Below are 15,905 nucleotides of genomic sequence, written 5' to 3'. Positions count from 1 at the left end.
GGCGACCTATGCAGTCATTAGAGAATCATTTCTTAATCGCGATGCCGAGCATGCAAGACCCTTTTTTTAAGCGTGCTGTCACTTATATTTGTGAGCACAATCAAGATGGTGCAATGGGCTTGGTGATTAACCAGCCTATCAACATCACTGTGGGCGAGCTACTCGATAAAATCGAAATTGATAACGACAAAAGCAAACAAGCTGCAGGCTTAGCTGTGTATGCTGGCGGACCTGTAAAAACCGATCGCGGGTTTGTTTTACATTCGCCAAAGCCTGGTTATGCAGCGAGTCAAAAGCTCAGCAGTGACATTATGATCACTACCTCAAAAGATGTGTTAGCAAGCTTAACCACAAGTGAGGCACCTGATCAATTTATTATCACTCTTGGCTATGCTGGCTGGGATCAAGGCCAATTAGAACAAGAGCTGTTAGAAAACTCCTGGTTAATTATCAAAGCTGATCCTGAAATCATCTTTAATACTCCAGTCGAAAAACGCTGGGAAAAAGCGGTTTCTATGCTCGGTTTTGATGTCGGGCAATTAAGCTCTGAAGCAGGCCACGCTTAACATTTAAAATTTTAAGACTATGACAAAACGAACTTTTAAGCCGGTGGGTGAACGCACCGTAATGGGTTTTGACTTTGGAACCAAAAGCATTGGTATAGCTATAGGTCAAGAAACTCACAGGAACAGCATCAAGCTTACAAGCAGTAAAAGCGAAAGATGGTATTCCTGATTGGCAGCTCATTAAAAAGCAAGTGGACGAATGGCAACCTGATTTAATGGTAGTTGGTTTACCGCTTAATATGGATGGTACGAATCAAGAGGTGACCTTTAAAGCGAAGAAGTTCTCTAATCGCTTACACAACCACTTTGCTATTCCGGTTGAAACTCAAGACGAACGACTAACGACTGCAGATGCCAAAGCCCGTTTATTCGAACAAGGTGGCTATCGAAACCTTGGTAAAGGCAATGTTGATAACATGTCTGCAGTGATCATCTTAGAAAGCTTCTTTGAACAATTTTACGGCGACTAGCGCTCTTCGTTAATCACAATATAGTCTTTTAAATCTGGAATAAAGCCTGCCTCTCGGTAGGCTTTTTCAATTGCACCTGATTGACGAAGTTGTGCAAGCCCTTTTTGAATTGCAGCAAAGGCTTCTTTGCCATCGGGATGACTCTTCGAAATGATAAAGTGGCGGCTATCTTTAAGCTGAAGTAAAAGGTTAGGCACAGCAACCAATTCAATATTCTCTAAGGAATAACGATTATTGAGGCTGGGCATCAGGGGCATCATCATAAAATCAACCCACTGCATCGATACAGTGCGGACTTGTCCTAGCCACTCGTCTTCTCTAAGTAATTCTTTCAGTGGCAGAGCCGATAACGTTTGCCAATCGGTTTGCCAGCGTGGCGTTGACACCGCAGTTAATTGCTTAAAGTCAGTAAGCTGTTTTATTTGCAGCGCTTTTTTATTGTTCGATGAGGTAAAAATGCCCGCAAAATACTCACCATTTCGAATCACAGGATCTGATATGTACACCGACTCTGCAAGCGACTTTGCATCAACAGACCATACACTATCAAAGCTGAGTAAAAGCTGGCCATCTTCTAACAGCTTGGTATTACGGTAATTAGCATTACCTTTGTGGTAGCGAAATGGCTTAGTGTAGCCGCCTATATTCAATGCTTGTTGAGCTATGATCATATCGACTACATCGCGACGAATGTAAGCACCACTGAAGTCTTTAACTTCAATAGGCTTACGACCATTCAAAAAGCGACTGTAATCGTCATAAACATCATCGCGAATAAAAATAACCACACCTTTATTATCATTACCGTATACATGAAACGTACTCACTAATAATAATAACCAGCTGATTAAACTTACTCGCAATCCCATTTATGTGTCACTCTTTCCATCAAGACCATCGATAGTCACGCCTTGTAAAAAGCCTGCGCCACTTTGCTCATTGTTTTGTAGCTTAATCATTAAGCGTAGGTCATTTGGCGAATCAGCATGATGCAACGCATCGGCGTAGTTAATGCGACGCTGCTTATAAAGCTCAAACAATGCTTGATCAAAGGTCTGCATACCCATTTCTTTCGATTTCGCCATGGTTTCTTTGATAGAACCAACATCACCTTTTTTAATAAGCTCTGCCACCATAGGCGAATTTAGCAAAATTTCGATAGCAGCTACACGTCCTTCGCCATCGGCAGTTGGAACCAACTGCTGAGCAACAATAGCGCGAAGGTTAAGTGCTAAGTCGTATTTTAACTTATCGTGCTTTTCTTTAGGTACTAAGTGCATAATACGGTCGATTGCTTGGTTAGCATTATTCGCATGCAGTGTTGCCACACACAAGTGACCTGTTTCTGCAAAGCTTAATGCATACTCCATAGTTTCTTGTGAGCGTATTTCACCAATTAAGATTACATCAGGCGCTTGACGCAACGAGCTTTTTAGCGCTGATTCGAAGCTTTCTGTATCTAAACCTACTTCACGTTGAGTGATGATACTTTTACGATGCTCATGAACAAATTCGATAGGGTCTTCAATCGTTAAAATATGACCTCGCTGGTTACGGTTACGATAACCTAGAAGTGCTGCGAGTGAAGTCGATTTACCCGTACCTGTCCCCCCCACAAACAGAACTAAACCACGTTTAGCCATAATCACATCGGTTAAGGTTGACGGCAATCCTAGCTCATTGACATCAGGTATCTGAGTCACGATACGACGAATAACCATGCCAGCTCTGTCACGCTGCCAAAAAGCAGAAACACGGAAACGCCCCTCATCAGTTGCAATCGCAAAGTTACACTCTTTAGTATCATGAAATTCTTTACGCTGCTTATCGCTCATGGCTGACTCAACCAAATCGAGTGAAGCTTCATCAGAAAGCTTTTCGTCGGTAAGATGTACTAGCTCACCGTTTATTTTTGCACTGACAGGCAGTTGGCTAGAAACAAACAAGTCAGACGCTTTTTTGTCGATCATAACTTGTAAAAAATGATTTAAAGGTAAAGACATTTTAAATAACTCCGTTAACCACCAAACTGGGTTTTATCCTGTGCTTTAGCACGCGCATCATTGGTTGTAATAATACCGAAGTTAACTAAGCTTGCTAAACATTGATCCATGGTCTGCATTCCATGGGACGCACCGGTTTGAATTGATGAATACATTTGCGCGATTTTATCTTCTCGGATTAGGTTTCGGATAGCAGGAATACCTATCATGATTTCATGGGCTGCTACTCGGCCACCGCCCACTTTTTTAAGTAAGGTTTGTGATATTACGGCACGTAGTGATTCAGACAACATTGAACGCACCATGTCTTTTTCTTCACCAGGGAATACGTCAATGATACGGTCGATAGTTTTTGGTGCAGAAGTAGTATGCAAGGTACCAAACACCAAGTGACCTGTTTCTGCCGCGGTCATCGCTAAGCGAATTGTTTCAAGGTCACGAAGCTCACCCACCAAGATTACATCCGGATCTTCACGTAATGCGCTTCTAAGTGCATTAGAGAAGCTATGCGTGTCACGGTGAACTTCGCGTTGGTTAATGAGACTCAGCTTATTCTCGTGCACGAATTCGATAGGATCTTCGATAGTTAAAATATGGTGATGCTTATGTTGATTAATATAATCAACCATCGCCGCTAAGGTAGTTGATTTACCAGAACCAGTCGGGCCTGTAACCAACACTAAACCACGCGGATTATCGGAAATGGTTTTAAAAATATCAGGCGCACCTAAGTCATCAAGCGTTAAAACATCACTTGGGATAGTACGAAACACCGCCGCTGGGCCACGGTTTGAGTTAAATGCGTTTACACGAAAACGCGCAAGGTTTGGTACTTCAAAAGAAAAATCCACTTCGAGATTTTGTTCGTAGTCCTTACGCTGATTATCGTTCATAATATCGTATACCAGACTATTTACATCTTTTTGTTCTAATGCTGGAATATTAATACGACGCACATCACCATCAACACGTATCATAGGTGATACGCCCGATGACAAGTGTAAATCCGAGGCTTTGTGTTGCACACTAAAGGCCAATAATTCGGTAATATCCATTTATGACTCCACAACCAACTGATAATTATATGGTTACAATAGCAGAACGACTTACATCCGCCTACGCAAGAATTGCTCAAGCTGCAAAAAATAATCGCCGCGATGAGCAATCAATCAACCTATTGGCTGTTTCAAAAACAAAACCTGCCGACGATATTATTGCTGCCTATGAGCATGGCCAACGCCAGTTCGGCGAATCTTATGTCCAAGAAGCGGTAACAAAAGTAACAGCATTGGCTGATTATAAAGACATTATTTGGCACTTTATTGGCCCTATTCAATCAAATAAAAGTGCTCAAGTAGCCTCTCATTTTGATTGGGTGCAAAGTGTTGACCGCACAAAAATTGCAAAACGTCTTAATGAGCAACGGCCAGCCGATAAAGTGCCACTCAATGTATTAATACAAGTCAATATTAGTTTAGAAGAGGCTAAGTCAGGCTGCCACCCAGACGAGCTAATGGCATTGGCCGAATTTATCAGTCGATGCCCTAATTTATGCCTGCGAGGTTTGATGGCTATTCCTGCCAAAACCGATGATGCCCAGCTACAATTACAATATTTTGAGCAATTAAGCGCTTGCTTTGATAAACTAAAGGCCCAATATCCCCAAGTAGACACCTTGTCGATGGGTATGAGTAACGATGTTGAAGCAGCGATTGCTGCGGGTTCAACCATGGTACGCATTGGCACGGATATATTTGGCCAACGAAATTAAAAGGTGATAACAGACATATGTCAGACAAAAAAATCGCATTTATAGGCACGGGTAACATGAGCTACGCCATCATTGGCGGCATGGTAAAGAACGGTTTTGCAGCTAAAAACATCATTGCAACCAATCGCAACCAAGAAAAATTAGCTAAGGTTGCTGCTGATTTCGGGGTGCAAACTACCGCGGATAACAACGCGGCACTTCGCGATGCTGATGTAATTGTCTTATCTGTTAAACCACAAATGATGGGCGATCTTTGCCAATCATTCCAAGACTCTGGCGTTGATTTTAGCGACAAGCTATTTATTTCAGTGGCAGCGGGCCTTAGCGTAAACCGTTTACGTGAAATGCTAGGTCAAGACGTGAAAATGGTGCGTTGTATGCCTAATACACCATCATTACTCGGTCGTGGTGTTTCAGGTCTATATGGCGCAGGCGAAACCGCTGAAGAGCACAAGTTTGTACAACAAGTTTTTGAGTGTACAGGCATTGTTGTTTGGGTTGAGCAAGAGTCACAAATCAACGACATCATCGCTGTTACAGGTTCATCACCTGCTTACTTCTTCTTATTTATGGAAGCTATCGAAGAAAAAGCTAAAGCACTTGGCTTTAGTGATGAAGATGCGCGCCGTTTAGTACAACAAACTGCACTAGGCGCAGCCGAAATGGCACTTTCGCAACCAGACATCAGTATTGCTCAGCTACGTGCAAATGTAACCTCTAAAGGGGGTACCACTCACGAAGCGGTTGAGCATTTAAAATCACAAGGTTTAGTAGGTACTGTTGCAGATGCAATGGATGCCTGTATAGCCCGCGCTGAAGCGATGGAAAAAGAACTTTAAGCTTACTTTTAAGGTAAAATTATGCAAGCCATGCACTTTTTAGTTGGGATTATTTTTGATCTCTTTTTAATGGTGGTCCTTTTACGCTTTTGGTTACAAGCGGCAAAAGCTGACTTTTACAATCCTATGAGCCAGTTTGTGGTGAAAGCCACTTCGTTCGCAGTAAACCCGCTTCGTAAAATTATTCCAGGAGTGGGTGGCTTTGATATTGCTTCGTTAGTGCTTGCTTATTTAGTTGCAGTAGCGAAACTCAGTGTTATTTTTCTGATGTTTTATAATGCTTGGGCTCCAGGTCCGGTATTTATTCAGGCTTTAATAACTGTCGTTAAAGAAGGGTTAAACTTACTATTTTGGGTTTTAATTATTCGTGCTTTACTAAGCTGGGTAAGCCAGGGTTACAACCCAATTGAAGCTGTATTCCACCAGCTAACTGAACCTATGTTACGCCCTATTCGTAAGGTTATTCCACCACTAGGTGGTTTAGACTTATCAATCTTAGTGTTGATTATTGGTCTACAGTTTTTACAGTTTCTATTGTTGGATTTAATTGGCTAAACGTTTAACGTGACGCAGTAAGGGGCCGAAAGGCCTCTTTTGTTAAGTGAGATATACCATGAAGCAATTTATTTATTTTTCTTTAATTGTATTAAGTTTATTTACAAGCTATGCCAAAGCGGATGAACAGGCAGGCGCTCAGTACAAGGTACTTGGCCCTTGGGAAGTTCACTACATTGCATTTCCATCGACCTTTATCCAGCCTAATATTGCCAAAAACTACGATTTAGAGCGTAGCCCTAGCAAAGGGATTATTAATATTTCGGTATTAAAAAACAGCGATAAAACAGCACAGACTGCAACTTTAACAGGCACAGCACGTAATTTGCTTGGCAATAAAAAGCAGCTTAAATTTAAAGAAGTTGTTGAAGGCGATGCAATTTATTACCTAGCTCAAATCGATTATAGCAACGAAGAAATCTACCGTTTTGATATCGAAATAAATCAAAATGGCAAAGTACAAACGCTGAAGTTTCAGCAAAAATTTTACGTAGATTAATAGACCTATGAATAACACCTTGGTTTTAGCCACGGGTAACCCTGGCAAAGTAAAAGAGTTGGCAAGTATGCTCAGCCCTCTTAATATTAACGTGGTTCCACAAAGCGATTTTCAAGTACCAGACGTGCCTGAAACAGGCACCACATTTGTTGAAAACGCCATTATTAAAGCGCGCCATGCTGCAAAGATCACTGGCATGCCTGCTATTGCTGATGACTCAGGTCTTGAAGTTGACGGCCTAAATGGTGCACCGGGTGTATACTCTGCACGCTTTGCCGGAGCGGGTGCAAGCGATCAAGATAATATCGACAAGCTATTAAAAGAGCTTGCTGATAACCCAGTTCGCAGTGCGCGTTTTTGGTGTGTTTTGGTATTAATGCGCCACGCCGACGACCCTACACCACTTATTTGTAGTGCCAGTTGGGAAGGCGAAATCACCCATAGCCAAGATGGTCAGGGTGGTTTTGGTTATGATCCTGTTTTTTACGTACCGTCTGAGCAATGCACTAGCGCTCAGTTAACTAAGGAGCAAAAAAATGCCCTTAGCCATCGCGGCCAAGCTTTAAAACAACTACTTGCGCAATTGCAGCAAAAAGGCGGCCTGTGAGTTTACCGCCTTTAAGTTTATATGTGCACGTGCCTTGGTGCGTGCAAAAGTGCCCATACTGTGACTTTAATAGCCATGGCCAAAAAGGCACAATCCCCGAAAAAGAATATGTTCAGCATCTAATTGATGATCTCAAGGCCGACTTGCACTTGGTGCAAGGGCGTAAAATCCACAGCATATTTATTGGTGGCGGTACCCCAAGCTTATTAACGGGTGACGCTTATACCCGCTTACTAGGTGAAGTCGACAGATTAATTGGCCTAAGTGATGACTGTGAAGTTACCCTAGAGGCTAATCCCGGTACCGTCGAAACAGGTCGCTTTAAAGAGTATGTTGCCGCTGGTATCAATCGTATTTCGATTGGCGTACAAAGCATGCAAAATGACAAGCTAAAAGCCCTTGGCCGTATTCATGGTGCTGACGAAGCAAGCTATGCAGCTAAACAGGCACACCAAGCGGGGTTAAATAGCTTTAACCTTGATTTAATGCATGGCTTACCCGGACAATCTCTTGAAGATGCCTTAAGCGACCTTGAAAAAATCATCGCGCTTAATCCTCCACACATATCTTGGTATCAACTAACGATTGAGCCGAATACTCAATTTGCTTCTAAGCCACCGACCTTACCGCATGACGACACTCTGTGGGATATTCAAGAACAAGGTCAAGCATTGCTGGCAGCTGCAGGTTATGAGCAATACGAGATCTCTGGCTACGCGAAGCCCGGCTACCAATGCCGTCATAACTTGAATTATTGGCGATTTGGCGATTATCTCGGTATCGGCTGCGGTGCACATGGTAAAATTACCGATGAAAATAAAGTCATCACCCGTACGGTGAAAGTAAAACACCCACGAGGTTATATGGATCTTGCCAAACCGTATTTATACGAACAATGGCAAGTAGCAGAAGACGACTTAGCTTTTGAATTCTTTATGAATCGTTTTCGTTTAGTCGAACCCTGCCCCAAAGCTGATTTACCTTTGCTTACAAGTTTGTCACTGCCAAGTCAGGAACAAGCCTTGACTGATGCAATTGCAAAAGGCTTACTAATTGATGATAAAGATAACTGGCAGGTAAGCCAAAAAGGCCACCGCTTTTTAAATGACCTGCTAGAATTATTCGTTTAAGAATTATAATTAAATTTCTAACAACTACAAAGGAACGATAATGCGTAAACTGACCTTCATCGCTGCAGCGGTAAGTGTTGCATTACTTGGCGGCTGCCAACAAATGCAAGAGCAACCGAAGCCTGCACCAAGTGTACAAAGCCAACCTGTACAAAGTGAAATCGATAAAGCAAATGCTTTCTTCGAAGATACTTTTAACCGTGATGTAATGAAAAGCCCTATCTATCAAACATACATGGGCATCAAAAAAGATTACGACAAATGGGACGATGGCAGTGAAGAGCGCGTTTTAGAAGACTTTGAACAAACTAAAGCTGATCTAGTTGCGCTTAAGGCAATTAACCGTGACCTATTAGATGACGCGACGAAAGTAAGCTACGACCTTAAAAAGCAAGATTTAGAAAACGAAATTGCTGATTTCAAATGGCGTCATTACAACTACCCAGTGAACCAAATGTTTGGTGTTCACTCGATGATCCCAGCGTTTTTAATCAACCAACATCAAATTGCTGATGTGTCAGATGCTAAAGCGTATATCTCACGTTTAAATGGTGTTACAACGGTTATTGATCAACTAATCAAAGACCTTGAAGTACGTGCAGATAAAGGCATTATCGCCCCTAAGTTTGTTTTCCCACACGTAATTGATTCAAGCAATAATATCTTACGCGGCGCACCATTCCATGATGGTGAAGACTCAACGTTACTTGCTGACTTTAAACGTAAAGTAAACGCATTAGAGATTGCCGACAGCGAAAAATCAGCACTTATCAGCGATGCAGAAAAAGCCTTAAAAGCAGCAGTAAAACCTTCTTACACTAAACTAATTAACTTCTTAGCTCAGTTAGAAAAGCGCGCTGATGACCGTGATGGTGCTTGGAAATTCCCTGACGGCGAAGCGTTCTACAACAATGCGCTAGCACGTACCACAACAACTGATTTAACAGCGAAAGAAATTCACACAATCGGTTTAGCTGAAGTCGCGCGTATTCACGACGAAATGCGTGAGATTAAGGACAAAGTAGGCTTTAAAGGTGACCTTAAAGCATTCATGCAATTCATGAAAACTGATAAGCAGTTCTACTACCCGAATACCGCTGAAGGTAAACAACGTTACCTTGATGAGGCAACAGCGCTTATCGATAACATGAAGTCTCGTCTAGACGAGCTATTCATAGTTAAGCCAAAAGCAGACCTTAAGGTTAAAGCTGTTGAAGCATTCCGCGAAAAAGCAGCAGGTAAAGCGTTCTACCAACAACCTGCACCAGATGGTTCACGCCCAGGTATTTATTACGCAAACCTTTACGATATGGAAGCAATGCCAACATACCAAATGGAAGCACTTGCATACCACGAAGGTATTCCAGGTCACCACATGCAAATTGCTATCGCGCAAGAGCTTGAAGGTGTGCCTAAGTTCCGTAAGTTTGGCGGCTACACAGCCTATGTTGAAGGTTGGGGTTTATACTCTGAGCTAGTACCAAAAGAAATGGGCTTATACGAAGACCCATATTCAGATTTTGGTCGTCTTGCGATGGAATTATGGCGTGCATGTCGCCTAGTAGTAGATACAGGTATCCATGCTATGAAGTGGACTCGTCAAGAAGGTATCGACTACTACGTAAATAACACACCAAATGCGACGTCTGATGGCGTTAAAATGGTTGAGCGTCACATTGTAATGCCTTCACAAGCAACGGCATACAAAGTGGGCATGCTGAAAATTTTAGAGCTTCGTGAAGCGGCTAAAGAAAAACTAGGCGATAAATTCGATATTCGTGAATTCCACGACGTAGTACTTAAAAATGGTGCAGTACCATTAAACGTACTTGAGAAGTTTGTTGACCAATGGGTTGCTAAGAAACAGGCAGCTTAAACAATAAAGACTTGAAAAAGGCCGCTCAGCGGCCTTTTTTATTTATTTAAACAAGTAGTTGAGCTATAAATGTATAAATAATAAAAAGCGAGTATTTCCATGCAAAGCGCGATTGAGCAATTGAACAGCCGACTACAACATCATCAGTTAAAAGAACTCATTGCCGATTACCAAAGTTTATCGGGGGTTTTGCAAGCGGCACAATTACAACATATCTATCAATTAGCTTGCAGTAGTGAAGTTAAATATTTGTTTTTACAAAATGTTGCAGCGCATTTACTCGAAGCAAGCCCGCTACCAAGTGAAGCTGTGGGCTTGATTGATGATATCGATAAATTGAGTTTTTTCACTCCAGGCCTTAAGTTTCAAAATGCCTTTTGCGTAACAGACAACCAAGGGAATACCCTACTACATCATTTATTTACTCAGTGTCAGCCCGATAAACTGCCCTTTAATTATTTGCGCTCGTTAATGTTATTTGAAAGCAACGAGAGCCTAGGAAGTGCGTTAAAAACATTAAATAAGCAGCAGCTCACCCCTATTGGTTGCTTTATAGCGCAAAACACGACAACCCAAATGCTAGCAAAACATGAGTTTTCAGCATTATTAGCCATGATGGAAGTAGACCAAAGCCATAGCCCAACTGCTGTCAGTGCCTTGATAAATACTCTCAAGCATTTTTACAGTGCCAATAAACCAACGAGTACTGATAGCAAAGTTCTACTGTGTGCGGCCTATTTGCAGGTGCCAACGGCGCAGTTATTAAACGCGCTCAATCAATAACTCCATGAATAAGGATGTTGTTAAAGCGTTTTTATCGCTCAGCAGCTTTACAGCCCTTAACCACGGTAGCCGTATTGTACTTACCTTGTGCCTTGCAAGGTTATTAAGTACTGATGAGTTTGGCACGTTCGCGGCATTACTCGCACTTTGTGAAATTCTTTTATTACCCGCGAGCATGGGTTTTGCATCGTCATTAATGCGTATTAGCTATCCGCTCTTCAAGGCTCAGCAACATGAGTTATTACGCGGCTTAAAACATGTTTATTTAGCTGCATCTTGTTTATTCGGGGTGATTTTTGTCGCTGCTGTGGTGATTAGCTTTCAGGCTATTTCACCACACCAAAGCGCCCAAGAGCATGTGGTTTATTTACTATTACTGGTGCCAATTGGCGCCATTATGCAAAGCCAATCTGCTTTTTTAGTGGCTTTAAACAAACCCCAAATTGGCCTGATAACGCAGCAGTGTATTTTTGAATTGCTAACGGCTGGGTTTTGCTTTTTAGTCTATCTAATACGTGGTGACTTATCTTTAGTCGAGATTTGTATCCTGTTGTTTTGTAGCATCTTATGTGTAGTCATTTATCAATATTGGTTAATCAAAAAAATGATCGTCGCAAGCACTGCCCGCTACCAAACCAAGCAATGGTGTAAAGACTCATTGATCATGCTCGCCAGTGGCGCAGGAACCGTGTTGGTAGCAAAACTCGATGTCTTACTGGTGCATCACTGGTTTGGTGCACAAGGCGTGAGTATCTTCTTTCCTGCGGTAGTGATTGCTGGCTTACTGACTATTTTAGGCAATGCTGCCAACCAATATTTAAAACCCATTTTAATGGCTGATGAGACGACCGAGCAGCAACTTAGCGAGTTAATGAAAGTGGTATGGCGTTTTAACTTTGCCGCTATTTTTCTACTCGCCCTGCTCGCAAAGCCACTACTCACTCTCTATGGCGAAAGCCAATTGCAAGAAGGGTTTTCGATTTTAATGCTGCTGTTACTCGGGCAGCTGTTATTACCAGCAAGAATTTTAGCCAGTAGCATGATCAAGTTAAAAGGGAACCCGCTTATCAACTTGTACGTATTGCTTGGCGCAACCAGTGTCACGGTTTTAATGGCAGTACTGTTAAAAGATCAGTTTGGCTTATTGGGGGTGGCTGTGGCATTTAGTGGTGGCTTTATGCTAGGTGCGCTTTGCCGCATGGTTATTGTATGCACACGCATGCGGCTGCCTTTATCTGTGGTATTGGGTTTAGTCAGATAGATAATATTCAACACTGGTAACAACACGCACTTTTTTCAGCTGAGGTGTGTTTGAATCTCTATCTGTTATTGAAAACTGCCCCTGACGCGCTGTTTTAATTTTACCTAATTTAGACTGTGAATCTTTGGCAAATTTCATTGCCACTTCGCGGGCTTTTTCGGTTGCTTCTTGAATCATATTTGGCTTAATTTCATTTAAGCCATTAAATAAATATTGAATACGCGTTTCGTAATTGTCTTGTACTATCGCGATGCCTTGCTTCGCTAATTGGCTTACTGCACCTAAGGCATGTTGCACTTTTTCGATGTCATTTGAATAAACAATGACATTATTACGGGCAATATAACGAAACTGCTGATTCTCGCCGCCATATTCACGGGCTTGCTTATCAATAATGGATTGACTACCAAGACTTATTTCTTCATCACTAAAACCATGTAACTTTAAAAAAGCCACAACCGCATCGCTTTTCTCTTCAACTCGACCAACTAATTTTTCAAGATTATTGTCGGCATCTGAAAACTGTAATGGCCAAATAACGGTGTCAGCTGGCACTTCCATTTCAGCTAAACCTTTAACGTGGACAGTGCGCTCCATACCCTTTACATCAAGGGCCGCACTTTTCAAAATAAAACCTAATCCAAGTAAACCAACCGCTAATGCACACGCTGCAATAACGATATTAAATGGCTGCGCTTTATTCATGCTTTTCTCCTTGATGTAGGTCACTGTTTTTGACTCGAAAAGTAGTTATAAACAGGTTATCTTATGAGTATCACTTTTAATACTTTAGAAGCGTGTCGGTTCTAGTTTGGGTGTATTAAACTTAACAGACCCTGAAGTTTTAACAAACAGCGCAAGCGAAGGAAACAGCATGAGCGTTAAACGTATTAGCCATTTTTTTAATCCTAAATCGGTCGCGGTCATTGGCGCCTCAAATTCCCCTAATCGAGCGGGTTTTGTGGTGATGCGCAATTTGCTACAAGGGGGCTTTAAAGGCCCGATCATGCCGGTTAGTTTAAATCACAGCGCTGTACACGGGGTATTAGCCTATCCAAGCATTGCTGCACTGCCAAAAGTACCCGACCTTGCCGTTATTTGTACTAACAAAAATACCTTAATCAACATCATTAATGAACTTGGTGAGCTTGGCTGTAAACATGCGGTGGTGATTGCTGCGGGTTTAAATGTAGAACAAAAACAAGCATTAAAAGAGGCTGCAACTCAAGCAAATGTGTCTTTACTAGGACCTAACTGCTTAGGCTTACTCATTCCTCATATCGGCTTAAATGCCAGTTTTTCACATACGATTGCCAGTCCAGGAAAACTCGCCTTTGTATCCCAATCAGCTGCCGTTTGTTCAACAATCCTTGATTGGGCCAAAAATAAAGAGATTGGCTTTTCATATTTTGTGTCTGTCGGTGACTGCCTTGATATCGACTTTGATGAGTTACTCGACTTTTTAGGCCGAGATGCAAAAACCAAAGCTATCTTGTTGTATATCGATAATATTGAAGATATTCGTAGCTTTATTTCCGCAGCTAGAGCCGCTGCGTTTAGTAAACCCGTCATTGCCATTAAAACCGGTAAAACCAGTGCGGGCGCTCTTGCTGCAGAGATCCATACTGGTGGCAAGCAAAGCTCAGATGCAGTCTATGATGCGCTATTCCAGCGAGCAGGTATGCTAAGGGTAAACGACTTACGTGAGCTTTTTGCTGCTACACAAACACTGGCAATGCACCCAAAATTACTAAAAGTCGAACAACTGACTATCTTAACAAATGGTGGCGGCCCAGGTGTCATGGCAGTGGATACGCTATTACAGAGCTCAGGAAAACTAGCTGAGCTTAGCGACGAGACCAGAGCGGCGCTTAATAAAGTGATCCCGCAATCAGAGATGACCTCGAATCCGGTGGATATTTTTGGTGACTCAGCACCAAGGCGCTATCAACAAGCCTTAGAAATTTTGCTGCAAGCCAAAGAAGTCAAAAACCTGCTGATCATTCATACCCCTTCTGCGCTTGCACCGAGTGAAGACTATGCTGAGATTATTGTCGAAACCTTAGAAAAAATCCCGAAGATGGCTCGCCCTTATGTTATGACAAACTTTATGGGTGAAGATGCTGCGTATGCCGCACGTAAAGTCTGCGCTAATAATGCCATTCCAACTTACCGTACACCTGAAGGTGCGGTTGGTGCATTTATGCACTTAGTGAGCTATCGTCGTAACCAAAAGCACTTAACGCAAACCCCTGAATCGAATACTGATGATGCGAAGATAAATAAAGACGCAGCTCGCGCTGTGGTGAATGAATTTTTAGCCGAAGAGCAAAGCTATTTATCAACCCATGAAGCAAGCCAAATACTCACTCATTATGGTATTGATTGTATTCAAACTGAAGTTGCTTACACACCAACCGAAGCCAAAGAACAAGCCATAGAGCTGGGCTTTCCGGTAGCGTTAAAACTAATTAGCCCAAGTATTCCCTCTAAATCAGAAGTCGGTGGTGTTGTCCTTAACTTAAATGATGCGCAAGAAGTTGAGCAAACAGCTTTTGCCATGCTGCTACGAATCAAAAACACCTACCCTGATGCCCATATTGAAGGCTTTTCATTGCAAAAGATGGCGCCACGAGCAGGTGCTAATGAGCTGCGTATCGCTATTAAAACAGAGCCTAACTTTGGCCCAGTGATCTTACTTGGTGAAGCAGGCACCGGACTTGAATTCGCTCAAGCTGCAGTGGCACTACCACCACTGAATATGAACTTGGCAAAATACCTGATTGCTGCAGCGCACGATAAAGGCGTACTTAAAGATCGCGTACTACCAGAAAAAGTCGATAAGTATCGCTTATGCGCCTTGCTAACACGTATCTCGCAGCTTGTAATCGATCAACCTGATATCACCAGTGTCGAACTAAATCCTATTTTAGCCAGCAATGGACAATTTTTAGTACTTGATGCGACAATTGGCCTGAGCCGTTATAAAGCAAAAGCAAATCGTAAACGTTTGTGTATTCGCCCCTACCCTATTGAACTGGTCAAAGAAGTTACTCTTAAAAATAACACTCAAGCACAATTAAGACCTATAAAACCTGAAGATGAACAAGCACATTTAGAGTTTGATCAGTCACTGAGTAAAGAAGACAGATATAAGCGCTTTTTTGGTGAGTTACCGCAATTTAATCATGATCAGCTGGCAAAAATGACGCAAATTGATTATGACCGAGAAATGGCATTTATTGTCAGTCAAGAGCAAAACGGCTCAGCCTGCACACTAGGGGTTTCTCGGGTGTTGATGGATCCTGACAAGCTAGATGCAGAGTTTGCAATTGTGGTGCGCTCTGACTGCCAAGGTTTAGGGCTCGGTACAATACTAATGAATGCCGCGATTGAGCATTGTAAAAACCAAGGCGTTAAACAAATTGCCGGGATCACCCTGCCGGAAAACACTGGCATGATTGAGCTGGCACGAAAACTAGGGTTTAAGATCACCCGCGATTTTGAAGAAGGCAGCATTAATATGGTGCTAAAACTAAACTAAT

At 42.3% G+C, this 15,905-nt stretch carries 15 protein-coding genes and 1 pseudogene; 12 read left to right on the top strand and 4 right to left on the bottom strand.

Annotation, left to right across the window (positions count from 1 at the left end; translation table 11 throughout):
• Window positions 1–8 precede the first annotated feature (8 nt).
• Both HYD28_05735 and ruvX read left to right on the top strand, forming a co-directional pair.
• Entirely contained in the window at window positions 9–566 is a 558-nt protein-coding gene (locus HYD28_05735) for a YqgE/AlgH family protein (protein QLE08503.1), read from the top strand.
• A gap of 19 nt (window positions 567–585) precedes the next feature.
• Window positions 586–1,036 (top strand): annotated as a pseudogene (gene ruvX / locus HYD28_05730) (Holliday junction resolvase RuvX).
• On the opposite strand, the gene HYD28_05725 reads toward ruvX, so the two are convergent.
• The 3 genes from HYD28_05725 to HYD28_05715 are packed head-to-tail and all read right to left on the bottom strand — an operon-like array spanning window position 1,033 to window position 4,094.
• The gene (locus tag HYD28_05725; protein QLE08502.1) at window positions 1,033–1,905 is read right to left on the bottom strand and encodes a hypothetical protein; all 873 of its coding nucleotides are present in this window, start codon (window positions 1,903–1,905) and stop codon (window positions 1,033–1,035) included. The pseudogene ruvX and the gene HYD28_05725 sit on opposite strands and share 4 nt — an antisense overlap.
• Complete coding sequence (locus tag HYD28_05720; protein QLE08501.1) at window positions 1,906–3,039, bottom strand: PilT/PilU family type 4a pilus ATPase; 1,134 nt, start codon at window positions 3,037–3,039, stop codon at window positions 1,906–1,908.
• 14 nt (window positions 3,040–3,053) lie between these two features.
• The gene (locus tag HYD28_05715) at window positions 3,054–4,094 is read right to left on the bottom strand and encodes a type IV pilus twitching motility protein PilT (protein ID QLE08500.1); all 1,041 of its coding nucleotides are present in this window, start codon (window positions 4,092–4,094) and stop codon (window positions 3,054–3,056) included.
• A 2-nt stretch (window positions 4,095–4,096) separates the two neighbouring features.
• Between HYD28_05715 and HYD28_05710 the strand changes: the two genes are divergently transcribed.
• From HYD28_05710 to HYD28_05670, 9 genes are all read left to right on the top strand, one after another.
• Window positions 4,097–4,810 carry a YggS family pyridoxal phosphate-dependent enzyme gene (locus tag HYD28_05710; protein QLE08499.1) on the top strand — a complete coding sequence of 238 codons (714 nt, stop codon included), beginning with the start codon at window positions 4,097–4,099 and terminating at the stop codon, window positions 4,808–4,810.
• Between the two features lie 17 nt (window positions 4,811–4,827).
• Window positions 4,828–5,649, top strand: coding sequence for a pyrroline-5-carboxylate reductase (locus HYD28_05705; GenBank protein QLE08498.1), 822 nt, complete (start codon window positions 4,828–4,830; stop codon window positions 5,647–5,649).
• Window positions 5,650–5,670: 21 nt separating this feature from the next.
• Entirely contained in the window at window positions 5,671–6,204 is a 534-nt protein-coding gene (locus HYD28_05700; protein QLE08497.1) for a YggT family protein, read from the top strand.
• A 58-nt stretch (window positions 6,205–6,262) separates the two neighbouring features.
• A complete protein-coding gene (locus HYD28_05695) occupies window positions 6,263–6,703 on the top strand; it encodes a DUF4426 domain-containing protein (GenBank protein QLE08496.1) in 441 nt (146 codons plus the stop codon).
• 7 nt (window positions 6,704–6,710) lie between these two features.
• A complete protein-coding gene (locus tag HYD28_05690; GenBank protein QLE08495.1) occupies window positions 6,711–7,310 on the top strand; it encodes an XTP/dITP diphosphatase in 600 nt (199 codons plus the stop codon).
• Complete coding sequence (hemW, locus tag HYD28_05685) at window positions 7,307–8,440, top strand: radical SAM family heme chaperone HemW (protein QLE08494.1); 1,134 nt, start codon at window positions 7,307–7,309, stop codon at window positions 8,438–8,440. Before HYD28_05690 ends, hemW begins: the two co-directional genes overlap by 4 nt.
• A gap of 40 nt (window positions 8,441–8,480) precedes the next feature.
• Window positions 8,481–10,316: a DUF885 family protein gene (locus tag HYD28_05680; protein ID QLE08493.1), complete on the top strand. Its 1,836-nt coding sequence runs from the start codon at window positions 8,481–8,483 to the stop codon at window positions 10,314–10,316.
• Between the two features lie 99 nt (window positions 10,317–10,415).
• Complete coding sequence (locus tag HYD28_05675) at window positions 10,416–11,099, top strand: hypothetical protein (protein ID QLE08492.1); 684 nt, start codon at window positions 10,416–10,418, stop codon at window positions 11,097–11,099.
• A gap of 4 nt (window positions 11,100–11,103) precedes the next feature.
• Entirely contained in the window at window positions 11,104–12,360 is a 1,257-nt protein-coding gene (locus tag HYD28_05670; protein QLE08491.1) for an oligosaccharide flippase family protein, read from the top strand.
• Here HYD28_05670 and HYD28_05665 read toward each other — a convergent pair.
• Entirely contained in the window at window positions 12,349–13,065 is a 717-nt protein-coding gene (locus HYD28_05665; protein QLE08490.1) for an SIMPL domain-containing protein, read from the bottom strand. The two genes, HYD28_05670 and HYD28_05665, sit on opposite strands and share 12 nt — an antisense overlap.
• Window positions 13,066–13,234: 169 nt before the next feature.
• Between HYD28_05665 and HYD28_05660 the strand changes: the two genes are divergently transcribed.
• Complete coding sequence (locus tag HYD28_05660; protein ID QLE08489.1) at window positions 13,235–15,904, top strand: bifunctional acetate--CoA ligase family protein/GNAT family N-acetyltransferase; 2,670 nt, start codon at window positions 13,235–13,237, stop codon at window positions 15,902–15,904.
• Window position 15,905 lies beyond the last annotated feature (1 nt).

It is taken from the genome of Pseudoalteromonas shioyasakiensis, assembly GCA_013391845.1.
Lineage (GTDB): Bacteria > Pseudomonadota > Gammaproteobacteria > Enterobacterales > Alteromonadaceae > Pseudoalteromonas > Pseudoalteromonas apostichopi.
Note: the sequence above shows the minus strand (reverse complement) of the source record. Positions and strands in the feature narration are given on the sequence as shown.